A 26,062-nucleotide genomic window follows, 5' to 3' on the forward strand; every position below is an offset into this window, starting at 1 on the left:
ATACCGTATAAACGGTTTATGAGGAAATGTATGGATCAGAAAGCAATTGAAGATGCGGCACGCGCTGCGGCCGCTGCCGGTTTCCATGTCGGCCATGTGTTCGTTCGTCATGATGGTGATGACATGCACATCAAATGCACTTCCTGCGGTGCCGAAGAAATTGTTAAGGAATACAGCAACGGCAAGCATCCTCAAAAGTTCGTGTATCAGCCGACCCGAATGGATGGGCGGGAGTATGTCAAATGCGAGTCGTGCCGCCGCGAGCATGCTCACGTTGTTCCATTCGCGCGTTAAGAGACCCGAGAAGTAGTGATGAGCTTATTAAAAACTAGAGTTACCTGCATGGCCGCGAGCTGCTTCGTATTGTCGGTTTCGACAAGTTCGATCGCAGCGCCTTTCGCGGTAGGCGCAGCACCGAAGGGGAATGCCTTGGCGGTAGCAAGTAAGATCATCAAGTACAACTTCCCCACATGCAAAAAAGTAGAGGATGCAAAGCGCAAGGCGGACGGGTCTATTACAGCAACATGTAATGGGGCTGATTTTTTGGTTTTCACCGTTTTCAATCCCAAAGAGGGTCGCTCTATCGAGCTTGCCATGAATTGCACCGCAGCCAAGCAGCGCTTGGATATTTCGTGCAGATAAGGTCGAGGAAAACGCATGAAAAGAAGTTTTGCTGTCGTATTAATCGAAGGCGCCGAAATTCAGTTTCTGCCGACGCTAGCTGCGCATTTGCGAAAGGGAGAGAACGGTTGCTACTTCCTGGCCAAGGAAGTCGAACCGAACGGGGTGTACATGCACATGACGTTAGCACCTGAAGGAGATTCGTCGGGTCAGCGCGGCATCGAGCTGCATCTCCCCCACCATGTGATTCGCTACGTACTCGCTGCGGAAGATGTGAGCCAGGTCGGCTTTTGACCCTCGGGATAGGAAAAGATGCTGCGCGTGCAGAAGCCATGTTGGCGCTGCACGGAATATAAAACAAAAAAATGCCTACGGCAAAGTTCATGGAGGTGTCTTGACGCAATGCTGTCAAGCCTCGGCCGCCGCCGCGCGCAGCCAGTCGTAGGCCAGTTGCACGGCCGGCGTGCGCGGCGCCAGTTTCGATTGGGTCAGCCACAGCGGCGCCAGCGCCACCGTCGGCAGCTGTGCCAGCGCGCACAGGCTGCCGCGCCTGAGCGCGCCGTCCACGCTCAGGCGCGACAGCATGGCGATGCCCAGCTCGTCCTGCGCGGCGGCAAGGCGCAGGCGGGCGTCGTCGACGGTCAGCGCGCGCGTGGTCGGCAGCGCCAGCGCCGGCAGCCACGGCGCCCACTCGGGGTGGTGCTCGTCGATCAGCAGCGGCGCCGCCAGCAGCACCTCGGCCAGGGCCAGGCCGGCCAGGCGGCGCGCCGTGGCCGGCCCGCAGACGGCCAGCGCGTGGTCGGCCAGCAGCGGCACGGACTGCATCTGCTCGCTGTGCAACTGCCGCGTCGAGACGATCAGGTCGACGTCGATGCGGTCGATCTCGCTCAGCTCGTCCTGGGTGATCAACCATACCTCCAGCGCCGGGTGGCGCGCGCGCAAATCGGCCAGGCGCGGCGTCAGCCAGCCGGCGGCGAAGTCGGCGCCGCAGGCCAGCAGCACCGAGTCGGGATTGCGGTAGGGCTCGATGCGGGCGCGGCCCTCGCGCAGCGTCTGCAGGGCGTCGGCGACGGTGCCGGCGAACAGCTCGCCGGCCGAGGTCAGCTTGACGCCACGGCCGTGGCGGCTGAACAGCGCCTGGCCGACCCAGACCTCCAGATTCTGGATCTGGTGGCTGATGGCCGACTGGGTCAGCGCCAGCTCGGCCGCCGCGCGCGAAAAGCTGCCCAACCGGGCGCTCGCCTCGAAGGCCAGCAGGCTTTGCAGCGGGGGCAGGCGTTTATCCATGCGGTATAAAAAAATCTAATGGGTTGAGCAATATCGATCATTTTACATGGCCGCGCGACGCCAGCAGAATGCGGGTCAGGGCTGGCGCGCCGTGCGCCGGTATGACCAGCATGCATGACGGGGGAAGATGATGAACGAACAGACCCAGGGCGACGGCGCGGTGCGCCGCGCCTCCTTGTACGGCAGCAGCGTCGAGAACACCTACGCGGGCGTGCTCAGCTTCATGCGCCGCAGCTACAGCCGCGACCTGGCCGGCGTCGATGTGGCCGTCACCGGCGTGCCGCTGGACCTGGCCACCACCTTCCGCCCCGGCGCCCGGCTGGGCCCGGCGGCGGTGCGCGCCGCCAGCGTGCAGCTGGCCGAGCTGATGGCCTTTCCCTGGGGCTTCGACCCGTTCGACGAGCTGGCCGTGGTCGACTACGGCGACTGCTGGTTCGACGCCCACAACCCGCTCGGCATCGCGCCGGCCATCGCCGCCCACGCCCGCACCATCCTGGCCGGCGGCGCCAAGATGCTGACGCTGGGCGGCGACCATTTCATCACCTATCCGCTGCTGCAGGCGCACGCGGAAAAGTACGGCAAGCCCTTGTCGCTGGTGCACTTCGACGCCCACTGCGACACCTGGCCGGACGACAACCCGGCCTCGCTCAACCACGGCACGATGTTCTACAAGGCCGTCAAGGAGGGCCTGGTCGACCCGGCCACCTCGGTGCAGATCGGCATCCGCACCTGGAACCAGGACTTCATGGGCTTCAACGTGATCGACGCGCCGTGGGTCCACGAGCACGGCACGGCGGCGGCGCTGGCGCGCATCCTGGCCGTTGTCGGCCAGCGGCCGGCCTACTTGACCTTCGACATCGACTGCCTCGACCCGGCCCACGCGCCCGGCACCGGCACCCCGGTGGCCGGCGGCCTGAGCTCGGCGCAGGCGCTGGCGCTGGTGCGCGGCCTGGGGCCGCTGAACCTGGTCGGCATGGACGTGGTCGAGGTGGCGCCGCCGTTCGACCAGAGCGAGATCACGGCGCTGGCGGCGGCCCACTTGGCGGCCGACATGTTGTGCCTGTTGCGCAACCAGAAAGTGGCGCGCCAGGGCCTGCGCCAAGTCTAGCCGTGGCGGGGAAGGTCGGCGCGAAACGGGGCGCGGCGGCGATAGCAAAAAACTACTTTTAAACTTTTTAAAATTTTTTGTCGATTTGAGTCGTGCCGCTTCGTCGTGGAGGTAGAGTAGAGATTTTCCGGCGCGCCGCCGGCTGTCGTTGCTCTTACCAACCCACACTAAGGAGCCAATCATGACCGCAAAAGTAAACCCCATCCCCGAAGGTATGCACACGATCACCCCGCACCTGGTGTGCGACAACGCGGCCAAGGCCATCGAGTTCTACAAGAAGGCCTTCGGCGCCGAGGAGGGCGGCCGCCTGCCCGGCGAGGACGGCAAGATCATGCACGCCATGCTGCGCATCGGCGACTCGGCCTTCATGCTGGCCGACGCCTTCCCGGAGCACGGCAGCCTGGCGCCGAACGCGCTGAAGGGCACGCCGGTCACGCTGCACCTGTACGTCAAGGACGTCGACGCCGCCTTCGCCCGCGCCGTCGACGCCGGCGCCGTCGTCAAGATGCCGCTGGCCGACATGTTCTGGGGCGACCGCTACGGCATCGTCACCGACCCCAGCGGCCACCAGTGGTCGCTGGCCTCGCACATCAAGGACGTCTCGCCGGAGGAGATGCAGCGCGGGATGAAGGAACAGTCCGCCTGCCAGTAAGCCGCCACCCACTCCAGGAGACTTCCATGCGTTTCATGATTATCGTCAAAGCCACCGCCGATTCCGAGGCGGGGATCATGCCCAGCGAGCGCCTGCTCACCGAGATGGGCCGTTTCAACGAGGAGTTGGTCAAGGCCGGCGTGCTGCTGGCCGGCGAGGGCCTGCATCCGAGCGCGAAGGGCGCGCGCATCCGCTTCGAGGGCGACAAGCGGGTCGTCGTCGACGGCCCCTTCGCCGAGACCAAGGAGCTGATCGCCGGCTTCTGGCTGATCCAGGCCAAGTCCAAGGACGAGGCCATCGAGTGGATGCGGCGCTGCCCGAACCCGTTCGACTGCGACAGCGAGATCGAAATCCGCCAGGTGTTCGAGATGGACGACTTCGGCGAGCAGATGACGCCCGAGCTGCGCGAGCAGGAGCAGCGCGTGTTCGCCCAGGCCAAGGCGCTGGCCGGCGCCGGCGCCTGAGCCGGGGGCGCGCCATGCACTTCATGATACTGCGCCGGGCCGACCGGCACACCGAGGCCGGCCTGCCGGTGGCGGCGTTGGAGCCGGGCGCCAGCCTGGCGCCCAGCGCCGAGGGGCTGCGCCTGCGCCGCGTCGACGGCGTGTGGCAACAGCGGCCGGGGCCGTTCCCCGCCGACGAGCTGATCGCCGGCTTCGTCATGCTCGAGGCCGATTCCGTCCAGCACGCCGCCGAGCAGGTGTGCGGCTGGCCGCCGGCCGGCGCGGAGGCCGAGTTCGAGATCCGCGCGGCCGGCTGTCCCGGCGGCTGCGTCGGCTTCGACATGCAGCGCGGCACGCCGGCCGGCACGCTGCCGCGGCCGGACCCGGCGCTCAAGCGCTACGCCGTGCTGTTGCGCTCGGACGCCGTGCTGGAAAGCGACCTGGCGCCGCCGCCGGCGGTGATCGACACGATGAACCGCGCCAACGAGGCCGGCGTGCGCGACGGCGTGCTGCTGGCCGGCGAGGGGCTCAAGGGCACGGCCTCGGGCGCCCGCGTGCGCCTCGGCGGCGGCCGCGCCAGCGTGGTCGACGGACCGTTCACCGAGGTCAAGGAGCTGATCGCCGGCTACTGGATGCTGCAGGCCGCGTCGCGCGAGCGGGCCGCCGCGCTGGCCATGGCCTATCCGTATCCGATGGCGGGCGAGTTGACGCTGGAGATACGCGAGCTCGTGCCGGCGCCGGCGGCGGCCTTCACGCCGGCGCTGCGCGAGGCCGAGCAACGCATGCGCGCCCAGCAGCTCGAGGGCGGCCTGCACGCCACCCTCGGCGGCGCGGGGCGCTAGGCTTGGCCGCGCCAAGCCGGACGGGCGGCGCGCCGGGCGCCGCTCCGGCCGCCGTCGCCCGCGTGGTCGAGGCGGTCTGGCGCATCGAGTCGGGCCGCATCGTCGGCGCGCTGGCGCGCATGTTGCGCGACGTCGGCCAGGCCGAGGAGTTGGCGCAGGACGCGCTGGTCGGCGCGCTCGAGCGTTGGCCGGCGGCCGGCGTGCCGGACAATCCGGCCGCCTGGCTGATGACGGTGGCGAAGAACCGCGCCCTCGACCTGCTGCGCCAGCGCAAGCTGCACAACGACAAGGAGGGCCAACTGGCCTACGAGATCGAGGGCCAGTTGCAGGCCGCCGCGCCCGACCTGGACGCGGCCGTCGAGGCGGCGCTGGAGCGCGACATCGGCGACGACCTGCTGCGCCTGTTGTTCGCCGCCTGCCATCCGGTGCTGCCGACCGACGGCCGGGTGGCGCTGACGCTGCGCCTGCTGGGCGGCCTGAGCACCGAGGAGATCGCCCGCGCCTTCCTGCTGCCCGAGGCGACGGTGGCGCAGCGCATCGTGCGCGCCAAGCGCACCCTGGCCGAGGCGCGGGTGCCGTACGGGGTGCCGCGCGCCGCCGAGCTGGGCGAACGGCTGGCCTCGGTGTTGCAGGTCGTCTATTTGATCTACAACGAGGGCTACGCGGCCAGCGCCGGCGCCGACTGGATGTGTCCGGCGTTGTGCGAGGAGGCGCTGCGGCTGGGCCGCGTGCTGGCCGAGCTGGCGCCCGACGAGGCGGAGGTGCACGGCCTGGTGGCGCTGATGGAGATCCAGTCCTCGCGCGCCTGCGCCCGCGTCGGCGCCGACGGCGCGCCCATCCTGCTGCTCGAGCAGGACAGGGCGCGCTGGGACCAGCTGTTGATCCGCCGCGGCCTGGCCGCGCTGGCGCGCGCCGAGCGGCTGGGCCGGGGGCTGGGGCCGTACGGCGTGCAGGCCGCCATCGCCGCCTGCCACGCCCGCGCCCGCCACGCCGGGGACACCGACTGGGGGCGCATCGCCGCGTTGTACGACGCGCTGTCGCAGCTGGCGCCGTCGCCGGTGGTCGAGCTGAACCGCGCGGTGGCGCTGGCCATGGCCTTCGGCCCGGCCGCCGGGCTGGAGCTGGCCGACCAGCTGCGCGACGTCGCCGCGCTGCGCCACTACCACCTGCTGCCCAGCGTGCGCGGCGACCTGCTCGCCAAGCTGGGCCGCGACGCCGAGGCGCGCGCCGAGTTCGAGCGCGCCGCCGCGCTGACGCGCAACCTGCGCGAGCGCGCGCTGCTGCTGGCCCGCGCGGCGGCCTGCGGCGGCTAGCCGGCGCCCCCGCGTCCGCCCCGGGCAAAAAAAAACAGGCCCCGCTAGGGGCCTGCAAACTTGGCACATGAGGCTCGTTGCGGGCCGCCGCGCTGGGGCGGCGGCCCGGATCGTCCGCCTACAGCTTGCCGCGCAGGCCGAGGTAGAAGCTGCGGCCGTTCGAGTAGAAGGCGCGCGGCTGGTCCTTGTTCTCGGCGTACATCTTGATCGTCGTGTTGGTCAGGTTCAAGGCGTCGAAGTTGATGCTCAGCTGCTCGTTGATCTTGTAGTTCAACGAGGCGGCCAGGTTGCCGCTGCCCTCGACGTGCTGGCTGGCGCCGCGGTCGACGCCGGCCTTGTAGACCGAGCGGTAGTTGTAGGCGACGCGGGCGCTGAACTTGTCGTCCTCGTAGAAGCCGGTCAGGTTGTAGGTGCTCTTCGACGAGTTGATCAGTTCGCTGCCGTCGGCCAGCTTGCCGTCGGCGTAGGTGTAGTTGGCCAACACACCGAAGCGGTTGAACAGCGGCTGTTGGTAGCTCAGCTCGACGCCCTTGTTCTTGCCGCTGGTGTTGAACGGCGAGGTGACCTGGAAGGTCGCCTGCTGGCCCAGCTTGTTGTTGTAGTAGGTGCCGCTCGAGGTGCCCTGCGAGACCACCGACTTCAGGTCCATGTAGAACACGCCGATCGAGACGGCCGACTTGGGCGCGAAGTACCACTCGGCGCTGACCTCGGCGTTGTTCGAACGGATCGGGTCGAGCTTGACGTTGCCGCCGGTGCCGCTCAGCGCGTCGTCGTTCAGCGAGACCGAACCGCCCAGCGCGCTGTAGTCGGGCCGCGACATGGCGCGGGCGATGGCGGCGCGCACCACCAGGTCGTCGCGCACGTCGAACTTGATGTTGGCGCTAGGCAGGATGTCGTTGTAGCTGCGCTCGTAGGTGGTCGGGGTGTAGGCGCCCCAGTCGGAACCCTTGATGGCGTTGGCGCCGCCGCTCAGGTTGACCAGCGTGGTCTGCTTGGTGCGCACGGCGCGCAGGCCGATGTTGCCGCTCCAGCCCTCGCTGACCAGGTTGGCCATGCCGTAGACGGCGGTGGTCTTCTCCTGCACCTTGAACTCGTCGGTCCAGTTGTGGCGGGCGACGTAGTCGAACAGGCGGTTGCCCGGGGCGGCGCCCCAGGCGCCCAGCGCGGCGCCGTCGTACTTGAAGTAGTTGTTCGACAGGTTGCCGCCCAGGTCCTTGCCGAAGTCGCTAGGATACTGCTGGCCGCTCCAGGCCGGGCCCGGGTTGGTGAAGGCGGCCGGGGTCGGCTTGGTCTCGAACGGGTGCTCGGCGGTGCGCTTGTGGTCGGTGGCGCGGGCGCCGAACTTGACCGAGTCGAGCAGGCCGTTGGACAGGCGCCACTCGCCGTCGAGCTGGGCGTATTGTTCCTTGTCGACCGACTGCGATTCGCCGCCGCCGGCCCAGGCGGTCGGGCCCGGCTTGTTGGTGGTGCCGCCCGGGAAGGACATGTTGGCCGGGCTCAGGCCGTTCAGGGCGTAGCTCATGCCGCCGTCGACGCCGTTCTGGTAGAACACGTCGTCGCGGTCGTAGCCGACGCCGTGCGTGGCGCCGGCCTTGCCGGTGACGGTGAAGTCGGGCGTGGCGCGGTACTTGAAGTTGAAGTCGATGTAGTAGGACTCGCCGCCGGCGTCGGGGCGGTAGGCGTTGTCGACCTCGCCCGAGTTCTTGGTGAAGCTGGCCGAGGTCAGGGTGCCGTTGGCCACCGTGTAGGCGGTCGGGATCAGGCCGTCGCGGTTGATCGAGTTGCCCGGCGCCGCCAGCCAGTTGGTGTTCTGGTTGGCCGCCTTGAGTTTCGAGTAGAAGCCGTTCAGGTCCAGGGTCAGTTCCTTGCTCGGGCGCAGTTCGACGTCGAAGGCGCCGCCCTCGCGTTTCTTGACCTGCTCGAACAGGGTGGCGCCGATGAAGGTCGGCAGGCGCAGGCCGGCCAGCGCCGGGTTGGCCTTGGCGGCGGCGCTGGTGGCCGAGATGGTCGAGTAGCCGAGGATCTCCTGGCCGTCGCGCCGCACGCTGGTCTTCTCGGAGAAGGCCTGGACCAGCACGCCGGCGGTTTTGCTGTCGTTTTTCCAGTTGAACAGGCCGGAGAACTGCGGCTGGGTCTTGCCGGCCAGGTCGTTGTAGGCGCCCTGGACCGAGGCCTCGACGGTCAGGTTCTTCTTGAAGTCGAGCGGACGGCGGGTGATCACGTCGATCGAGCCGGACACGCCGCCCTCGATCAGGTCGGCGGTCTGGCTCTTGTGCACGATGATCGAACCGACCAGTTCGGACGGCAGCAGCGAGAAGCTGCTGCTGCGGCCGACGCTGCCGCCGACCTGGTTCAGCACGAACCAGTCGCCGGTGCTGATGCCGTGGCCGTTGAAGGTGGTTTGCTGCAGGCTCGGGCTGGTGCCGCGCAGGCTGACGCGGTCGTTCTCGCCGAAGCCGCCTTCGCCGCCGGCCGAGGATTGGATGTTGACGCCGGGCAGGCGCTGGATCGAGTCGGCGACGTTCTTGTCGGGCATCTTGCCGATGTCCTCGGCGGTGACCACCTCGACCACGGAGTCGGCGCTGCGCTTTTGCTTCAGCGACTGCTCCAGCGCGGCGCGCACGCCGGCCACGGTGACCACGGCGGTCGGCTCGACCGGGGCGGCCTGCTGGGCCTGGGCCGTCGCGGCGCTGCCGAGGATCATCAGGCCGACCGCGAAGGCGATCGGGGTCAGGCCGTTGTGGGCGCGTGGCGCCGGGCTGCTTGCTGCTTTCATTTGGTACGTCATTACTCTATCTCCAGTGGCCCCTAGTGGAGCCTGTCCATTTTCAAATGAATCTTTCGCGTTCCGGCCGCGGGGCGACAAGGTCAAGATTCGCGCTTACTAAACCAACAACAAAACCAGTTCAACGCCAATATACTGCATTTTTAGATACCAAAGTGCTACCACTTGAATAAAATTTCGGAACGTTGCCTTTTGTGCACAGAAATTTCCCTTCACTGTGGGCATTTTGGCTTACCATTCACTAAGTTGGTGCAAAAATGATATCAAACTGGGCTGGATGGCAAGTGTTCGGTATTTGTTTGGTATTAATTTATTTAATTTGGTATTGCCACTTTTTCCGGGCCCGAGATGATTTCATTGGCGACCATCCTGCAGCTGGTGCGCGCGAGCATCAGCCAGCCGCTCTACCAGCAATTGCAGCGCGCGCTGCGCGAGGCCATCGAGCAGCGCCTGCTCAGGCCGGAGGACGCCCTGCCGCCCGAGCGCAAGCTGGCCAGCGAGCTGGCGGTGTCGCGCCTGACGGTGCGCAAGGCGCTCGACGGCCTGGTGGCCGAGGGCCTGCTGCAGCGCCGGCCCGGCTCGGGCAATTTCGTCAACCGCACCCGCGTCGAGAAGAATTTCGCCAAGCTCAGTTCGTTTTCGGAGGACATGCGGGCGCGCGGGCGGGTGCCGCGCAGCGTCTGGCTCGAGCGCAGCGAGGGCACGGTGACGGCGGAGGAGGCGCTGCGGCTGCGGCTCGGCCCGGGCGAGGCGGTATACCGCTTCCACCGCATCCGCTACGCCGACGAGCAGCCGATGTGCCTCGAGTACGCCACGGTGGTGGCGTCCTGCCTGCCGTCGCTGGAGGCGGTCGACAAGTCGATGTACGAGGCCCTGCAGAAGAGCGGCCACCGGCCGGTGCGGGCGCTGCAGCGGCTGTCGGCGCTGCTGCTCGACGCCGAGCAGGCGCGCCTGTTGCAGGCGCGGGAGCGCGACGCCGGCCTGGCCATCGAGCGGCTGGGCTTGTTGCGCGACGGCCGCGCCGTCGAGTTTTGCCGCAGCTACTTCCGCGGCGACGCCTACGACTTCGTCGCCGAGTTCAGCGCCTAGAAGGAGGCCAACCCGCAACCGCGGGGTCAGTGCCGACATTCAGACACGAGCTCAACCATAGAGTGTGCCGGCGAGCCGCTCTACCGCTGAGTCTGTGTCCGAATGTCGGCACTGACCCCGGTGGGCGCTGAGTCTGTGTCCGAATGTCGGCACTGACCCCGGTGGGCGGTGGGGCTTAGAAGGTGGCTTCGAGGATGCGCAGCAGCGATTCGATGCCGGCCAGGTCGTCGGCGTCGAAGCGGCCGGGTAGCGGGCTGTCGAGGTCGAACACGCCGATGACGGCGCCGCCGGCGCGCAGCGGCACCACCAGCTCGGAGCGCGAGTTGACGTCGCAGGCGATGTGGCCGGGGAAGGCGTGCACGTCGGCGACGACGATGGCCTCGCCCTGGTCGACGGCGCCGCCGCAGACGCCACGGCCGCGCTGGATGCGGATGCAGGCCGGCTTGCCCTGGAAGGGGCCGAGCACCAGCTCGTCGCCCTGCAGGAAGTAGAAGCCGGCCCAGTTCAGGCCCGGCATGCTGTTGAACACCAGCGAGCTGAAGTTGGCGCTGTTGGCGACGCGGTCGGTCTCGCCGGCGACCAGGCCCTGCAGCTGCGGCCGCAGGTCGTCGAACATGGCTTGCTTGGCGGCGGCGCTGTCGCTGCGGTAGGCGGTGTCGTTGAGGGTGAAGGTCATGGCGGTGGCGGCGGGAAATTGGTCAAGCCGCTATGGTAGCCGTTCCGGCCGCCGCCCGCGCGCCGGCCCGCCTGCCACGTGGCCAGCGCCGCCGCCACCGCGCCGTCGCGCCCGGCCGCCCCATCTTTAGCCGAGGATGCGGGCGGCCAGGCCGTCGAGCAGGGCGCGCTGCGGGTGGCCGGGCGCCACCACCAGGCCCAGGCCGATGGCCAGCTCGTCGCCCTCGGCCAGCTTGCGGTAGGCCACGCCGCTGCGGCGCAGCGCGGCGAAGGACTGCGGCAAGAGGGCGATGCCCTTGCCGGCGGCGATGTCGCTGAGCAGCACGTGGTGGTCGTGCGGCTCGCGGATGAAGGCCGGGGCGAAGGCGTGGCGCTGGAACACCTGGTCGCAGTGGTCGAAGAAGGCCGGCTGGCGGGCCCGCTCGAACCAGTAGACGGCCTCGTCGCGCAGGTCGTCCAGGCGCAACGTGCGGCGGCGCGCCAGCGGGTGGCCGCTGGGCAGGGCGGCGAGCATGGGCTGCGCCTTGAGCGGCAAGACATCGAGGCCGAACAGCCGGGTCGGCAGGGCGACGATGACGGCGTCCAGGCGGCGCGCGCGCAGCCCGGCCACCAGCTTGGGCGAGGGCGCCACGGACAGCTCCAGCGGCGCCGCGCCGAGCGCCTCGCCCAGCGCCGTGGTGAAGCCGCGGAACAGGTCGGCGTCGACCGAGACGGTCAGGCCCAGGCGCAGCCGGGCCGGCGGCGCGGCGCCGTCGCCGTGCAGCGCCTGCTCGGCGGCGTCGAGCAGGCCGAGGATTTGCCGCGCCAGCGGCAACAGCGCGACGGCGGCCGGCGTCAGCGCGACGTGCTGGGTGTCGCGCTCGAACAGCTTGACGGCCAGGCGGCGCTCCAGCTGGGCCACGGCGCGGCTCAGCGGCGGTTGCGTCATGTGCAGCTGCTCGGCGGCCTGGCGGAAGTTCAGGCAGTGGGCGACGGCGACGAAGATTTCCAGCGCGCGGGTGTCGAGTTTTCTCATGCTGGTTTCCTCATACCAAAAAGGTATCACGATTTTGCTCATTCCACAACGTTGCGCCGCTCCCTACACTGGGCTTCGTTTTGCCAAACCAGAGGAGCCAAACATGAACGCAGCACAGCACGCCGACGCAGTTTCCACCGCCACCACCGCCACCACCGGCACCACCGGCACCATCAACACCAACAACACCATCCACAACAGCGGCGCCGCGCCGGCCGTCCTGCCGGCGCGCGCCATCGGTCCGTTCAGCGTCTCGGCGCTGGGCCTGGGTTGCATGGGCATGTCCGAGTTCTACGGCGCCACCGACGACGCCCAGTCGCTGGCCACACTGGAGGCCGCCTTCGAGCTGGGCGTCACCCTGTACGACACGGCCGACATGTACGGCTCCGGCCACAACGAGCAGCTGCTCGGCCGCTTCTTGCAAGGCAAGCGCGCGCAAGTGAGGCTGGCCACCAAGTTCGGCCTGGTGCGCGAGCCGGGCCGCTACGCCCGCGAGGTCGACAACAGCCCGGCCTATATCCGCCGCGCCTGCGAGGCCTCGCTCAAGCGGCTCGGCGTCGAGCACATCGACCTCTACTATATGCACCGGCTGAACCTGGCGCAGACGCCACTGGCCGAGTCGGTCGGCGCGCTGGCCGAGCTGGTGCGCGAGGGCAAGATCGGCGCCATCGGCCTGTGCGAGGTGTCGCCGGCAACATTGCGCGCCGCCGCCGCCGTCCACCCCATCGCGGCGGTGCAGAGCGAGTACTCGCTGTGGACCCGCGACCCCGAGCAAGGCGTGCTGCAGGCCTGCGCCGAGGTGGGCGCGGCGTTCTGCGCCTACAGCCCGCTGGGCCGGGGCTTCCTGACCGGCATGGTGGCCGAGGCCTCGCTGCACGACGCCAGCGACGCGCGCAGCTTCAACCCGCGCTTCGCCGGCGAGAACATGCGCAGCAACCGGCGCATCGTCGACACCGTGCGCGCCATCGCCGCCGAGAAGGGCTGCACGCCGGCCCAGCTGGCGCTGGCCTGGCTGCTGGCGCAGGGCGGCGCCGGCCGGCCGGCCATCGTGGCCATCCCCGGCACCAAGCGGGTCGCCTACCTGCGCGACAACCTGGGCGCGCTCGAGGTCGCGCTGAGCGCGGCCGAACTGGCCCGCATCGCCGCCGCGCTTCCGCTCGGCATGGCCGCCGGCGCGCGCTACAGCGAGGAGGGCATGAAGGGCCTGAACGCCTGATGTTGGCCTGATGTTGGCCGGATGTTGGCCGGATCTTGGCCGGATGTCGCGGCGTTGCGCGGCGGCGTCAACCATGCGCTGCCAAAGCGGCAAAAGCTGGTAGCATGGTCGCACATGTCGACGGGCTGGCCAAGGCGCCCGTCGGCCCGACCCGGCCCGCCGGCAACTGGTGCCGGCCGCCCCCATGTGCGACCGTAGCGAAGACCGATTTGTGACAGCTCCTCCCAACGTACCGCAGGCCGCCATGACGCCGCCCCCCGCCGCGCCAGGGCAGGCGGAGGCGCGCGCGGCCGCGCCCGCCGTGGCGGCGTCGGCGATCGTGCTGCCGGCGCCGACGCCGGCCGCCGACGCCGAGCTGCGCCGCCGCGCCGCCGCCGAGGAGCGCCTGCGCATGGCCCAGCAGGCCGGCGGCGTCGGCAGCTTCGAGTGGTTCCCCGACAGCGGCAAGCTGCTGGTGTCGGCCACCTACCGCCGGCTGTGGGGCCTGGCCGACGAGCAGGAGGTGACCGCCGAGCTGCTGCTCGGCCTGGTCGACGAGCGCGACCGCGAGCAGGTCGGCCAGTACAAGCTCGAGCGCGTCGACAATCCGCTCGAATACGCCGAGTACCGCGTGCGCCGGGCCGACGACGGCGCGCTGCGCTGGCTGGCGCGGCAGGGCGAGGTGCTGCCGGGCGCCACGCCGGGCAGCCGGCGCTATGTCGGCGTGTGCTTCGACGTCACCGAGCGCAAGCAGATGGAGCAGGCGCTGCGCGCCAGCGAGGACCGGCTGGCGGCGATCTTCGGCCAGGCCGCCGTCGGCATGGCCGAGCTCGACCTGGACGGCAACTACCGCCGCGTCAACGAGGCGCTGTGCCGCATGCTGGCGCGCGGCGCCGAGCAGCTGCTGGGCCTGAACATGGACGACCTGATCCATCCCGACGAGCGCGCCGGCAACCGCGTGCTGCTGGTCCGCCTGGTCGAGCGCGGCGAGCCGTTCACGCTGGAGAAGCGCTACCGCAGGCCGGACCAGTCGTGGGTGTGGCTCTCGAGCAGCATCAGCCGGCTCGACGACGAGCAGGGCCGGCCGCTGGCGCTGATCGCCGTCAAGACCGACATCAGCGAGCGGCGCCGCATCGAGCAGGCCTGGCGCGAGCTGAGCGGCACACTGGAGCTGCGCGTGGCGCGCGAGGTGGCCGAGCGCAACAAGGCCGAGGAGCTGCTGCGCCAGGCGCAGAAGATGGAGGCGGTGGGCCAGCTGACCGGCGGCGTGGCGCACGACTTCAACAACGTGCTGCAGATCATCTACGGCAACCTGCAACTGCTGCAGCAGGACGGCGCCGACCCGCGCTCGGCGCAGCGGCTGGAGACGGCCATCGGCGCCGTCGAGCGCGGCGCCAAGCTGTCGTCGCAGCTGCTGGCCTTCGCCCGCCGCCAGCCGCTGCGCCCGCAGGTGGTCGACCTGGGCCGGCTGGCCGTCGACATGGAGGGCCTGCTGCGCCGCGCCTTGGGCGAGGCGGTGGCGCTGGAGTGGCGCCTCGACCCGGGCCTGTGGAACACCCTGGTCGACCCGGGCCAGATGGAGAGTGTGATCCTCAACCTGGCCATCAACGCGCGCGACGCCATGGGCGGCAGCGGCCGGCTGCGCGTGCGCCTGGCCAACGTCGAGCTCGACGCCTCCTTCGTCGGCCAGCTGCCCGAGCTGCCGCCCGGCCAGTACGTCCGCCTGACCGTCAGCGACACCGGCTGCGGCATGTCGGCCGAGCTGATGCGGCGCGCCTTCGAACCCTTCTTCACCACCAAGCCGCTGGGCGAGGGCAGCGGCCTGGGCCTGTCGATGGCCTACGGCTTCGTCAAGCAGAGCCACGGTCACATCAAGCTCGACAGCCGGCCCGGCCGCGGCAGCCGCGTGCGCATCTACCTGCCGCGCTCGGAGCAGGCGGCGCCGCGCCCGGCGGCGCCGGCGGCGGCCGAGCAGGTGGCCGGCGGCAGCGAGACGGTGCTGGTGGTCGAGGACGACGCCGGCGTGCGCGCCACCGTGGTCGACATGCTCGTCGCGCTGGGCTACCGCGTGCTGCAGGCCGGCAGCGGCGACCAGGCCTGGTTGTTGCTGCAGGCCGGCGCCCGCGTCGAACTGCTGTTCACCGACGTGGTCATGCCGGGCGCGCTGCGCAGCCCCGAGCTGGCGCGGCTGGCGCGCAGCGTGCTGCCCGACATCGCCGTGCTGTTCACCTCCGGCTATCCGCAGGGCGGCATCGTGCACGGCGGCCGGCTCGACGCCGGCCTGGAGTTGTTGAGCAAGCCCTACCGGCGCGAGGACCTGGCGCGCAAGGTCGGGCAGATGCTGGCCGGCCGGCGCGCCGAGTTGGCCCTGCGCGCCGGCGCGATGGCCGCCGCGCCGGTGTTGCCGGCCGAGCCGGCGGAGCAGCCCAAGCCGGCCGGGCAGGCAGAGCCGGCTGAGCAGGCCGAACCGGCCGAACCGGCCAAGCCGAGTGGGCCGGCCGGGGCGTCCGCGCCCGCCGACGCCACCGCCGCGAGCGTAGTCGGCGTAGTGCGCGCCGTGGCCTCCGCCCCCGCGCCCGCCCGCCGGCCGCTGCGCGTGCTGGTGGTCGAGGACAACGCCGACTCCCGCCAAATGGTGTGCGAGGTGGTCGAGCAGTTGGGCCACACGGTCAGCGCCGCCGCCGACGCCGAGGCGGCCTGGGCCTGGCTGGCCGGGCGCGAGATCGACGTGCTGTTCACCGACGTCAGCCTGCCCGGCATGTCCGGCATCGGCCTGGCGCGCCAGTTGCTGCGGCGCAGCCCGGCCACCCGCGTCGTGTTCGCCAGCGGCTACGGCCTGGAGTCGCTCGAGGGCCTCGGCTTCCCCGCCGTCTTCCTGCGCAAGCCCTACGAGTTCGGCGAGTTGCAGCGGGCGCTGGAGGGTGCCGGGTAAGCGACAAGCTGTCAACAATGGCCACCGCCGGCCACCGTCCCCCGGACTGCTCCTACACGCCTGCCTACCAACGTCCTATATTGTGTTGCCGATGATTGAACTACCATGACTGCTCCTCCTGCTCGTCAGTCCGCGCCGCAATGCGCGGCAGGTGGGCGGTGGCATGGGCAGTATTTTTCCAACGGCTACACATCAGGAGAAAGATCATGGCTTCATCCAACCAAGGCGGTAAACAAGGTAGCGACCAAGGCGGCAAACAGGGCAGCGACCAAGGCAGCAAGCAAAGCGACACCAGCAAACGCGGTTTCGCTTCGATGGACCCGGAACAGCAGCGCGAGATCGCCAGCGAGGGCGGCCGCGCCGCCCATGAAAAGGGCACGGCCCACGAGTTCACCTCGGAGGAGGCACGCCGGGCCGGCAGCATGAGCCACAAGAACGACCAGGGCAGCAGCCAGAGCAGCACCCCCGGCGGCGCCTCGCGCTCGGGCGGCACGGCCGGCAACCAGGGCAGCGCGCGCGAGCGCGAAGAGGAAGACAAGCAACGCAGTGGCCAAACCGGCGGCCAAACCGGCGGCCAGGGCGGCAGCCGTTCCGGCGGTTCGGGGTCGAAAACCTGAGTCCGTTCCGACGGCGCGGGCTTGAAAACTCGAGTCCGTTCGCAGTCCGGCGCCGGGTCCATGCCGGGTTCGTGTTGACCGTTGGTTAGGCTGAGTTTGCCTGATCCGTCGCTCTGCGCGGCGTGGCAAGAAGAAGGGAAGTCGCGGCAAACGCCGCGCCTTCCCTTTTTTGCGTGGCCGCTTGGTGCCGAGCGGCCCGGGGGATTTGTATTGAATTGTGTCAATGAGGGATTCTCGATTGACTTCGCAAATGATAATCATTATCATTTGTCACTGATCGCGCCGCCGGCCCGCCGGCCGCCGCCGTTTCCACCTGTACCCATCACCAAAGGATGTCCCTTGAGCGCACCACAAGCCGCGCCAGCCCGCAACGCCAGCCGCGCCGTCTGGCTGAAGAACCTGCACCAGTGGCACTGGATCAGCTCGGCGCTGTGCCTGCTCGGCATGCTGCTGTTCAGCGTCACCGGCATCACCCTGAACCACGCCGCGCAGATCGAGGCCAAGCCCAGCGTGACGCGCCAGCAGGCCGCCCTGCCGGCGCCGCTGGCGGCCAGCCTGGCGGCCTACGCCGCCGCGCACGACGGTGAGCGCGCCGCGCTGCCGGCCGCCGCCGAGCAGTGGCTGCGCGACACCTGGTCGCTGAAGGCCGGCGGCCGCCCGGCCGAGTGGTCGGCCGACGAGGTCTACCTGCCGCTGGCCAAGGCCGGCGGCGACGCCTGGGTGCGCATCGCCCTGCCGGACGGCGCCGCCGAGTACGAGAACACCGACCGTGGCTGGATCTCCTGGCTCAACGACGTCCACAAGGGCCGCAACACCGGCCCGGCCTGGAACTGGTTCATCGACATCTTCGCCGGCACCTGCCTGCTGTTCTGCCTGACCGGCCTGTTGATCTTGAAGTTCCACGCCGCCAACCGGCCGTTCACCTGGCCGATGGTCGGCCTGGGCATCCTGGTTCCGTGTGCGATCGCGCTGTTGTTCATCCATTGATTTTTCCATTCCTCTTTTGACAGGCACCCCATGAAATTACGCTACTCCATCGCGCTCAGCATGCCGCTGATCAGCGCCTCGGCCATGGCGGCCGATCTGGCCCTCAAGCTCGAAGTCCCGCAACTGAACGTGGCCGAGTACCACCGTCCCTACCTGGCCGCCTGGCTGGAGAACGCCGACCAGAAGGTGGTGGCCAACCTGGCCGTGCTGTACGACGTCAAGAAGAAGGACAACGCCGGCACCAAGTGGCTCAAGGACATGCGCCAGTGGTGGCGCAAGAGCGGCCGCGACGTCGAGATGCCGCTCGACGGCGTCTCCGGCGCGACCAAGGCGCCGGGCGAGTACACGCTGAGCTTCCCGGTCGCCAAGGCCGCGCTCGACAAGCTGCCGGCCGGCCAGTACCAGCTGGTCGTTGAAGCGGCGCGCGAGGCCGGTGGCCGCGAGGCCGTCAAGGTGCCGCTGCAGTGGCCGCCGAAAACCGCGCAGAGCCTGGCCGCCAAGGGCAAGGAAGAACTGGGCGCCGTCGTAGTTCAACTCAAGCCTTAAGGCCGGATCATGAAAAAATTGAATAAACCGTTGTTGGCGCTGGCCTTGGCCGGCCTGGCCCTGAACGCCCAGGCGCACCGTCCCTGGCTGCTGCCGTCGTCGACCCAGGTCGACGCCAAGGAGGCCTGGGTCACCATCGACGCCGCCATCTCCGAGGGCCTGTTCGACATCGACCACCAGCCGCTCAAGCTCGACGGCATCGTCGCCACCGGCCCGGACGGCGCCCGCGTCAACCTCGACAACGCCAGCACCGGCAAGCTGCGCAGCACCTTCGACCTGCGCCTGGCCAAGCCGGGCACCTACAAGATCAGCCTGGTGTCGCAGGGCGTGTTCGGCAGCTACAAGGACAAGGCCGGCGACATGAAGCGCTTCCGTGGCAGCGAGGAAAGCCTGGCCAAGGACGTGCCGGCCGACGCCACCGACGTCAAGCTGACGCGCAACTACAGCCGCCTGGAAACCTTCGTCTCGACCGGCACGCCGAACGAGGCGGTGTTCAAACCGAGCGGCGTCGGCCTCGAGCTGGTGCCCGTCACCCACCCGAACGACATGCGCAGCGGCGAGCGCGCCACCTGGCGCTTCCTGCTCGACGGCAAGCCGGCGGCCAACCAGGCCTTCAGCCTGATCCCCGGCGGCGTGCGCCACCGCGGCACGCTGGGCGAGATCCGCCAGAGCACCGACGCCAAGGGCGAGATCAGCTTCGAGCTGCCGGCCGCCGGCATGTACATGGTCAGCAGCAGCTGGCCGGTGGCCGCCCCGGCCGCCGCCGGCACGCCGCCGGCGGCGCCGGCGCGCCGCGTGACCTACGCGGCCACCGTCGAAGTGCTGCCGCAATAGTGGGCGCGGCGGGCATGGCGGGTGGGCCGGCGGTGGCGTCGGCCTTGTTGGCGGGGCCGGGCGAACGCCGCGTGCTGCTGCCGGCGCACATCGCCGAGCAGGCGGCGCCGGCGCACGGCGCCATCCGCGACTTCGCCGGCGTCAGCATGGGCACCGGCTGGTCGGTGCGGCTGGTCGACCACGGCCGCGCCGCCACCTTGCCGCCGCGTTTGCAACAGGGCCTGCAGGGCCAGCTCGACCAGGTGGTGGCGCAAATGAGCCACTGGGAGAGCGACTCCGACCTGGGCCGCTTCAACCTGGCCGAGGCCGGCAGCTGGCAGCGCCTGCCCGAGGAATTCTTCACCGTGCTGGCCTTCGCCATGCGCGTCGCCCGCGACACGGGCGACGCCTACGACCCCTGCGCCGGCGCCATGGTCAACCTGTGGGGCTTCGGCCCCGCCGGCGGCTTCGAGCGGCCCGGCTTCGCGCCGCCGGACGCCGCCCAGGTGGCGCGGCTGCTGGAGCGGCGGCGCCAGGCCAGGGTCGAACTCGACCATGCCGGCCGGCGCGCCCGCCAGCCGGGTGGCGTGCTGCTCGACTTGTCGGCCGTTGCCAAGGGCTACGGCGTCGACCGCTTGGCCGAGTACCTGGAGGCGCAGGGCATCCGCCACTACCTGGTCGAGGTCGGCGGCGAGCTGCGCGGCGCCGGCGTCAAGCCGGACGGCCAGCCGTGGTGGGTGGCGCTGGAACAGCCCGGAGCGAGCACGGCCGGTATGGCGCCGAGCGTCGCCGCCCTGTCCGCCGCTGCGCCGGCCGGGCCGGCCGCCGCCGCCGCGTCCGCCGGTGGCGAGCTGGTGCTGGCGCTGCACGGCTTGGCCGTGGCCACCTCGGGCGATTACCGGCGCTACTTCAACGCCGACGCGGCCGACCTGTCGTCGCCCGCGCATACCCAGCCGCAACGCTATTCCCACACCATCGATCCGCGCAGCGGCATGCCGATCACCAATCAATTGGCCTCGGTGACGGTGGTGCATGCCCAGTGCATGGCCGCCGACGCCTGGTCCACCGCGCTCACCGTGCTCGGCCCCGAGGCCGGCCTGGCGCTGGCCGACCGGCTCGGCCTGGCCGCCCGCTTCGTGCTGCGCACGCCGGACGGCTGCGCCGAACGCTTGAGCGCGGCCTTCCAACAGATGCTCGCATGAACTTCACCAACGATCCGACCCGGCTGCTGTTGCTGGCCGGCCTGGCCCTGGCCTACGCCCTGGTCTGCCTGCTGCCCTACCTGCGCCAGCGGCACAAACGCCGGGCCGCGCTGCTGGCGCGCGCCCAGGCCGGCCAGAGTCCGGCCTGGCTGGTGGCCTACGCCAGCCAGACCGGCAACGCCGAGCAGCTGGCGCGCCAAACCCACGCCACGCTGGCGTTGGCCGGCATCGCCGCCCGCCTGTGCGAGCTGTCCGAGCTGACGGCGGCCGAGCTGCAGGGCGCCGAGCGCGCGCTGTTCCTGGTCAGCACCTACGGCGAGGGCGACGCGCCCGACGCCGGCGCCGCCTTCGCCCAGCGCCTGCTGGGCGGCGAGCTGGCGCTGGGCCAGTTGCACTACGCCGTGCTGGCGCTGGGCGACCGCGCCTACAAGCACTACTGTGGCTTCGGCCGCGCGCTCGACCATTGGCTGGCCGGGCAGGGCGCCCGGGCGCTGTTCCCGCGCATCGAGGTCGACCGCAGCGCCGAGGCCGCCATCGCCCAATGGCGCCAGCAACTGAGCCACCTGGCCGGCACCAGCGACGCGCCCGACTGGGCCGCGCCGGCCTTCGCCGGCTGGCGCCTGGCCGAGCGGCGCCTGCTCAATCCGGGCAGCGCCGGCGCGCCGCTCTACCATCTGGAGCTGGAGCCGCAGTCGGGCGCGCTGCCGGACTGGCAGTCGGGCGACCTGGTGCAGGTGGCCGCGCCGGCCGAGCCGGACCGGCCGCGCGAATACTCGATCGCCTCGGTGCCGGCCGACGGCCGCGTGCACCTGCTGGTGCGCCTGCTGCGCCACCCGGACGGCACGGCCGGCCTGGCCTCCGGCTGGCTGTGCCTGCAGGCGGCGCCGGGCGAGGTGCTGCCGCTGCGCCTGCGGCCGCACCGCCGCTTCCGCCTGGAGGACAACGCCGAGCTGCCGCTGATCCTGATCGGCAACGGCAGCGGCATCGCCGGCCTGCGCGGCCACCTGCGCGCCTGCGCCCTGGCCGGCCGGGGCCGCGTCTGGTTGCTGTTCGGCGAGCGCAACGCCGCCTTCGACGCCCACTACGCCGACGAGCTGGCCGGCTGGCGCGAGACCGGCCTGCTCGAGCGCCTCGACCTGGTCTACTCGCGCGACCAGCCGCAGCGCCGCTACGTGCAGGACCGCCTGGCCGAGCAGGGCGCGGCGCTGCGCGACTGGGTCGCGCGCGGCGCCGCGCTGTACGTCTGCGGCAGCCTGGACGGCATGGCCGCCGGCGTCGACCGCGTCCTGCGCGAGCAGCTGGGCGGCGCCGCGCTGGACGCGCTGGCGGCCGCCGGGCGCTACCGGCGCGATGTCTACTAATTGCAACAACGATAAAATCCGCGATTCCATCTATACGGCTATTGCCAATAATCTAAAAATATTCTTCCGCGATTATATGGATATGCATATTTTGTATATGTAAAATGTAATTTCTCCAAACTTATCATGTTTGTACTTATTTTGTATCCAAAATGTAAATAAAACGCGCAAAGTCGTTCACACATCGTGTCATTTTGGCGACATAATCGCCCGCTGTTGAGCAATAGGGCGACTCTTGTCGCGCTGTGTCCTCTTCCTCGTCACACCCTCGAACCGCATCCGCTGGCGCCTTGCCCACAGAATGTCGTCGACATGGCAAGGCAGACTGTTTCATGACCCCAGGTTCACCACCCAGGCGGCACGGCTATTGCTCTCGACTTTGTTATTCACACATCGGGAGTATTCTGAATGGTTTTGCAACAAAAAATTGGCGTGCGTTCGGTCCGCCTCGCCCTGGGCGTCCTGGCGGGCACCGCCATCATCGCCGGCCAGGTCCGCGCGCAAGAGCAGCAGATTCAAAAAGTTGAAATCACCGGTTCGAGCATCAAGCGCATCGCCGTCGAAGGCGCGCTGCCGGTGCAGCGCCTGTCGCAGGAAGCCATCGCCAAGTCGGGCGCGACCAACGTCGCCGACCTGATCCAGGCGCTGCCGGCGATGCAGGGCTTCACCATCGCCGCCACCGCCGCCGGCTCCAATTCGGGCGGCCGTGTCTCGGCGTCGATCCACAACATCGGCGAGCAGTACACCCTGGTCCTGCTCGACGGCCGCCGCATCGCGCCGTCCGACTCGGGCAGCACGATCAACCTGAATTCGATCCCGATGAGCGCCGTCGAGCGCGTCGAGATCCTGACCGACGGCGCCTCGGCCCTGTACGGCTCGGACGCCATCGCCGGCGTCATCAACTTCATCCTGAAGAAGAACCAGCGCGGCGGCACCGTCGAGGCGACCTACAACACCCCGACCGACAGCCGCAAGGGCCAGTCCTACAACACCAGCCTCACCTACGGCGCCGGCAACCTGGAAGACGACCGCTTCAACATCATCGCCAGCTACCGCCACGACGAGGCCGGCCCGATCAAGGCGACCGACCGCGACTTCGCCAAGACCGCCTACATCCCGTTCAGCAACAACGGCAACAACTACATCTACGACCGCACCAGCCCGGTCACCGTGCCGGCCAACGTCGCCGTGGCGTACAAGGGAGACCAGCCGTCGTCGAGCTTCAGCCCCTACCTGCTGAAGAACGGCAACTGCCCGGCGCTCAGCTACGCCAGCCTGTCGAACAACGCCAACTCGCGCAACTGCTCCTTCGACTTCGCCTCGACCGTCGAGATCGTGCCGCAAAACAAGCGCGACAGCTTCTTCACCAAGGCCACCGTCAAGGCCACCGACGACATCGCCGTCTTCGCCTTGGTGGCCCTGTCGCGCTACGACATGACCGCGCGCATCGCGCCGAACACGGCGCCGTTCGCCATCGACACCAAGTCGGCGCTGTACGCCAACAACGTGCTGCCCTTCCTGACGCCGGCCCAGGCGGCCGACGTGGCCAAGGTTTCGGGCAGCTACCGCACCTACGACTGGGGCACCCGCGACGCGCAAACCCTGACCGACTCCAACCACCTGGTGCTGGGCGCCGACGGCGAGATCGGCGCCTGGAGCTTCGGCACCGGCCTGACTTGGTCGCAGAACAAGATCGAGGAACGCTATGTCGGCGGCTACGCGCGCAGCAAGGAGTTCAAGTCGATGCTGGCCACCGCCGCCTTCGATCCGTTCGCGCTGATCGGCGGCCAGAGCGAGGCCACCAAGGGCCTGATCCAGAACTCGAAGTTCGTCGGTACGCTGCGCGAGGCCGCGACCACCCTGCGCGGCATCGACGCGCACGCTTCGCGCGAGGTGTTCACCCTGCCGGGCGGCGCCGCCAACATCGGCCTGGGCGCCGACTATCGCAAGTACAGCTTCAAGCAGACCCCGGCCGACGCCGCCGTCAACAACGAGATCTACAACGTCAGCGCGCCGGGCGCCTACGACATGAGCCGCAACAGCTACGGCCTGTTCAGCGAACTGATCGCCCCGGTGAGCAAGGACCTGGAACTGAGCATGGGCGTCCGCTACGACGCCATCGGCGCGATCGACGACGACCTGGCCCACCGCACGGTCGGCCAGAAGCAGTCGGCCGGCACCTACAAGGTGTCGGCGCGCTGGCAGCCGGCCAAGACCGTGCTGGTGCGCGGTTCCTACGGCACCGGCTTCAAGGCGCCGAGCATGTTGGAACTGGCCCAGCCGCTGGTCAGCGCCGGCGTCACCGCCTCGGTGCACGAGTGCCCGATCGCCGACAAGGTGCTGTGCCGTCCGGGCGTGGTGCAGTACAACAAGATGAACCTTGGCAACGAGAACCTGAAGCCGGAAAAGTCCAAGCAATACTCGATCGGTTTCCGCTACGAGCCGAGCTCGGCCTTCACCATCGGCGCCGACCTGTGGGACGTGCGCATCAAGGACGCCGTCGACTACGTCAGCGAAACGCTGATCTTCAACGATCCGGTCAAGTACCGTTCGTTGTTGAGCACCTTCACCGAGCCGTCGACCGGCAACACCTACTGGGCCATGCAGTCGCCGCCGGTCAACCTGGGCGAGAAGCACAACCGCGGCATCGACTACGATCTGGTGGCACGCCATCGCTACAGCTTCGGCAACCTGACCGCCAACCTGAGCGGCACCTACCTGATGAAGTCGGAGTACACCGTGCCGGGCGATACCTCGGGCGCTTGGACCTCGAGCCTGAACTACTTCGGCGCGGATGACCAGGTCGCCTTCCGCCACGTCGTGCGCACCAGCCTGACGCTCGACACCGGCGCGTTGAGCAACACCTTGACGATGAACTACCGCAACGGCTACACCGACGCGGAAGCCTCGGTGCGCAACCTGGGCACCAACAAGAACGAGAAGATCCGTTTGCAGGTGCCGTCCTACATCACGCTGGACTGGCAGGGCCGCTTCATGGTCACCAAGACCGCGTCGATCCGCGCCGGCATCAAGAACCTGTTGAACCGCGAACCGCCGCTGTCGCTGCGCAACTCGTCGGGCCACCAGGTCGGCTTCGATCCGCGCTACGCCGATGCGATGCTGCGTACCTTCTACGTTACTGGCAACTATCAGTTCTAAGCGCCTGCTAGGCGTCTAACGTCCCGACCAAAAAAAGCCCCGGCCGCTTGCGCGACCGGGGCTTTTTTTCGTCCGCGCGGCACGGCCGCCGGCGGCCTGTTCGGCGGCCTATTCGGTGGCCGTCTCCAGGCCGCGCGCCAGGCTGGAGATGCTCGGGTTGTCGATGAACACGCAGCGCTTGCCGGTGCGCTTGCAGTGGTCCTTGACGCGCCAGTAGGCGCTGTGGCTGATGCAGCCGGTCTGGCAGATCACCAGGTCGGCCGCCGCCAGGCTGGCGTCGAGCTGGTTGGCGTTGTCCTCCAGGCCGCCGTCGTGGTGGGCGAACTGGGCGCCGCCGCGCTCGATCAGCTCGCGGTAGGTCGCCACGTTGCCGCTGCGCCCGCCCACGCACAGCACGCTCTGGTCGCGCAGGCGCAGCGGCATGCGCACCACCTGCTCGGCCGGCGCCACGGCGGCCGGCGCCGGCGCCGCCGGACGCGCCGCCGGCTCGGCGCGCGCCGCCAGCTTCAGCTCGGTGATCTGCTCGCGCAGCGCGCGCTCGCGCTGCTCCATCTGCTGCAGCCGCTCGGCCAGGCGGGCGCGCGACGCCAGCCCGGGAATCGCGCCGCGCAGCTCGGCCAGCTCGGCGCGCAGCGAGTCGATCATGCTGTCCCGGCCGACCAGGTGGGCGCGCAGCTGCATCTGCTGGGTGGCGTGCAGCCCGGCCTGGGCGGTCTTCTCGGCCAGCAGGGCGGCGGCGCGCTGGCGCGCCTTGTCGAGCTGGTGCTGCAGCTCGCGGTTCTCGGCCAAGGTGGCCTGGAACTTGCCCAGGTCGGCGCGCACGCAGGCGCCGGCCTGGTGCTGCACCATGTGCAGGTCGCGGCACATCTGCTCCTCCAGCTCGGCGCTGCAGCGCGGATGGCTGAGTCCGGCCCAGAAGGCGCCGGCGACGTCGCCCGCTTCCACGGCGGCGCGCCACAGCGCGGCCAGCTGGGCGCTGTCGCGCGCGCCGCGATAGCGCAGCAGCACCGCCGCGTAGCGCCGTTCCAGCTCCTTTTGCAGCGCCTCGGACAGACGGTTGCGGCTGCCGCACTCGGTCACCGCGCCAACGTGCACCTCGTAGTCGTCGGCCAGCACCTTGCCGCCGCTGACCTTGTCGACCAGCTTGCGCAGCACGCCCAGCGGCAGGCCGACGCCGACCAGCGGGCAGTGGCAGGCGTGGCCCAGCTCCCACAGGCGGCGCCGGCGCGAGGCCAGCGCCGGTTCGAGGGCGCTGGCGACGTTGTGGATCAGCGGCGCGCCGCTCGGGGCATCGCGCCGCGCGCCGCGCGGGGAGTCGGCTGGCCCGGCGTGTTTCTCGCCGTGCCGATGGGCGTGCTTATCATCGTGCTTATCGTCGTGATTATTGTCGTGATTCTTGTCGTGTTTATCGCACATGGCC

At 69.4% G+C, this 26,062-nt stretch carries 23 protein-coding genes; 18 read left to right on the plus strand and 5 right to left on the minus strand.

The window, feature by feature from the left end; translation table 11 throughout:
• The first annotated feature begins 30 nt into the window (after positions 1-30).
• Genes BM252_RS30075 through BM252_RS12270 form a run of 3 tightly spaced genes read left to right on the plus strand, consistent with a single transcriptional unit; the run spans position 31 to position 915 of the window.
• Positions 31-294 (plus strand): hypothetical protein, encoded by a 264-nt coding sequence (locus tag BM252_RS30075; protein ID WP_139236463.1) that lies wholly within the window; start codon positions 31-33, stop codon positions 292-294.
• An 18-nt stretch (positions 295-312) separates the two neighbouring features.
• Positions 313-642 carry a hypothetical protein gene (locus BM252_RS30080; RefSeq protein WP_139236465.1) on the plus strand — a complete coding sequence of 110 codons (330 nt, stop codon included), beginning with the start codon at positions 313-315 and terminating at the stop codon, positions 640-642.
• Between the two features lie 15 nt (positions 643-657).
• The gene (locus tag BM252_RS12270; RefSeq protein ID WP_093387796.1) at positions 658-915 is read left to right on the plus strand and encodes a hypothetical protein; all 258 of its coding nucleotides are present in this window, start codon (positions 658-660) and stop codon (positions 913-915) included.
• Between the two features lie 114 nt (positions 916-1,029).
• Here the strand turns inward: BM252_RS12270 and BM252_RS12275 are convergent, their stop codons facing one another.
• On the minus strand, positions 1,030-1,908 hold the full coding sequence (locus BM252_RS12275; protein WP_093387798.1) for a LysR family transcriptional regulator: 879 nt from the start codon (positions 1,906-1,908) through the stop codon (positions 1,030-1,032).
• Between the two features lie 130 nt (positions 1,909-2,038).
• On the opposite strand from BM252_RS12275, the gene speB reads away from it, so the two are divergent.
• From speB to BM252_RS12300, 5 genes are all read left to right on the plus strand, one after another.
• Positions 2,039-3,016 carry an agmatinase gene (gene speB, locus BM252_RS12280; protein ID WP_093388089.1) on the plus strand — a complete coding sequence of 326 codons (978 nt, stop codon included), beginning with the start codon at positions 2,039-2,041 and terminating at the stop codon, positions 3,014-3,016.
• 181 nt (positions 3,017-3,197) lie between these two features.
• Entirely contained in the window at positions 3,198-3,668 is a 471-nt protein-coding gene (locus BM252_RS12285; protein WP_174900514.1) for a VOC family protein, read from the plus strand.
• 26 nt (positions 3,669-3,694) lie between these two features.
• Positions 3,695-4,132 carry a YciI family protein gene (locus BM252_RS12290; protein ID WP_093387801.1) on the plus strand — a complete coding sequence of 146 codons (438 nt, stop codon included), beginning with the start codon at positions 3,695-3,697 and terminating at the stop codon, positions 4,130-4,132.
• A 14-nt stretch (positions 4,133-4,146) separates the two neighbouring features.
• Complete coding sequence (locus BM252_RS12295; protein ID WP_093387802.1) at positions 4,147-4,953, plus strand: YciI family protein; 807 nt, start codon at positions 4,147-4,149, stop codon at positions 4,951-4,953.
• A gap of 2 nt (positions 4,954-4,955) precedes the next feature.
• Complete coding sequence (locus tag BM252_RS12300; RefSeq protein WP_245774224.1) at positions 4,956-6,266, plus strand: RNA polymerase sigma factor; 1,311 nt, start codon at positions 4,956-4,958, stop codon at positions 6,264-6,266.
• 118 nt (positions 6,267-6,384) lie between these two features.
• Here the strand turns inward: BM252_RS12300 and BM252_RS12305 are convergent, their stop codons facing one another.
• Positions 6,385-9,042, minus strand: coding sequence for a TonB-dependent receptor (locus tag BM252_RS12305; protein ID WP_245774225.1), 2,658 nt, complete (start codon positions 9,040-9,042; stop codon positions 6,385-6,387).
• Positions 9,043-9,399: 357 nt separating this feature from the next.
• On the opposite strand from BM252_RS12305, the gene BM252_RS12310 reads away from it, so the two are divergent.
• Positions 9,400-10,140, plus strand: coding sequence for a GntR family transcriptional regulator (locus tag BM252_RS12310; protein ID WP_093387805.1), 741 nt, complete (start codon positions 9,400-9,402; stop codon positions 10,138-10,140).
• A gap of 175 nt (positions 10,141-10,315) precedes the next feature.
• On the opposite strand, the gene BM252_RS12315 is transcribed toward BM252_RS12310, so the two are convergent.
• Both BM252_RS12315 and BM252_RS12320 read right to left on the minus strand, forming a co-directional pair.
• Entirely contained in the window at positions 10,316-10,816 is a 501-nt protein-coding gene (locus tag BM252_RS12315; RefSeq protein WP_093387807.1) for a GAF domain-containing protein, read from the minus strand.
• A 126-nt stretch (positions 10,817-10,942) separates the two neighbouring features.
• A complete protein-coding gene (locus BM252_RS12320) occupies positions 10,943-11,830 on the minus strand; it encodes a LysR family transcriptional regulator (RefSeq protein ID WP_093387808.1) in 888 nt (295 codons plus the stop codon).
• 220 nt (positions 11,831-12,050) lie between these two features.
• Here BM252_RS12320 and BM252_RS12325 point away from each other — a divergent pair, with 220 nt between their 5' ends.
• The 9 genes from BM252_RS12325 to BM252_RS12365 all read left to right on the plus strand — a co-directional run bounded on the left by BM252_RS12325 (position 12,051) and on the right by BM252_RS12365 (position 24,642).
• Complete coding sequence (locus tag BM252_RS12325; RefSeq protein WP_425442311.1) at positions 12,051-13,046, plus strand: aldo/keto reductase; 996 nt, start codon at positions 12,051-12,053, stop codon at positions 13,044-13,046.
• A 244-nt stretch (positions 13,047-13,290) separates the two neighbouring features.
• Positions 13,291-15,957, plus strand: a complete 2,667-nt coding sequence (locus tag BM252_RS12330; protein ID WP_245774226.1) for a hybrid sensor histidine kinase/response regulator — start codon at positions 13,291-13,293, stop codon at positions 15,955-15,957.
• Positions 15,958-16,163: 206 nt separating this feature from the next.
• Positions 16,164-16,574: a KGG domain-containing protein gene (locus BM252_RS12335; protein ID WP_093387811.1), complete on the plus strand. Its 411-nt coding sequence runs from the start codon at positions 16,164-16,166 to the stop codon at positions 16,572-16,574.
• A gap of 339 nt (positions 16,575-16,913) precedes the next feature.
• Positions 16,914-17,561, plus strand: a complete 648-nt coding sequence (locus BM252_RS12340; RefSeq protein ID WP_093387813.1) for a PepSY-associated TM helix domain-containing protein — start codon at positions 16,914-16,916, stop codon at positions 17,559-17,561.
• A 30-nt stretch (positions 17,562-17,591) separates the two neighbouring features.
• Positions 17,592-18,107 (plus strand): DUF2271 domain-containing protein, encoded by a 516-nt coding sequence (locus BM252_RS12345; RefSeq protein WP_093387815.1) that lies wholly within the window; start codon positions 17,592-17,594, stop codon positions 18,105-18,107.
• 9 nt (positions 18,108-18,116) lie between these two features.
• Positions 18,117-18,941 (plus strand): DUF4198 domain-containing protein, encoded by an 825-nt coding sequence (locus tag BM252_RS12350; RefSeq protein ID WP_093387816.1) that lies wholly within the window; start codon positions 18,117-18,119, stop codon positions 18,939-18,941.
• 14 nt (positions 18,942-18,955) lie between these two features.
• On the plus strand, positions 18,956-20,122 hold the full coding sequence (locus BM252_RS12355) for an FAD:protein FMN transferase (protein ID WP_245774227.1): 1,167 nt from the start codon (positions 18,956-18,958) through the stop codon (positions 20,120-20,122).
• Positions 20,119-21,483 (plus strand): sulfite reductase subunit alpha, encoded by a 1,365-nt coding sequence (locus BM252_RS12360; RefSeq protein ID WP_093387818.1) that lies wholly within the window; start codon positions 20,119-20,121, stop codon positions 21,481-21,483. Before BM252_RS12355 ends, BM252_RS12360 begins: the two co-directional genes overlap by 4 nt.
• A gap of 408 nt (positions 21,484-21,891) precedes the next feature.
• Entirely contained in the window at positions 21,892-24,642 is a 2,751-nt protein-coding gene (locus tag BM252_RS12365; protein ID WP_093387819.1) for a TonB-dependent receptor, read from the plus strand.
• Positions 24,643-24,750: 108 nt separating this feature from the next.
• On the opposite strand, the gene BM252_RS12370 is transcribed toward BM252_RS12365, so the two are convergent.
• Positions 24,751-26,058: a DUF2325 domain-containing protein gene (locus BM252_RS12370; protein ID WP_093387821.1), complete on the minus strand. Its 1,308-nt coding sequence runs from the start codon at positions 26,056-26,058 to the stop codon at positions 24,751-24,753.
• Positions 26,059-26,062: the final 4 nt, after the last annotated feature.

Source organism: Rugamonas rubra, from assembly GCF_900114705.1.
GTDB classification, from domain to species: domain Bacteria; phylum Pseudomonadota; class Gammaproteobacteria; order Burkholderiales; family Burkholderiaceae_D; genus Rugamonas; species Rugamonas rubra.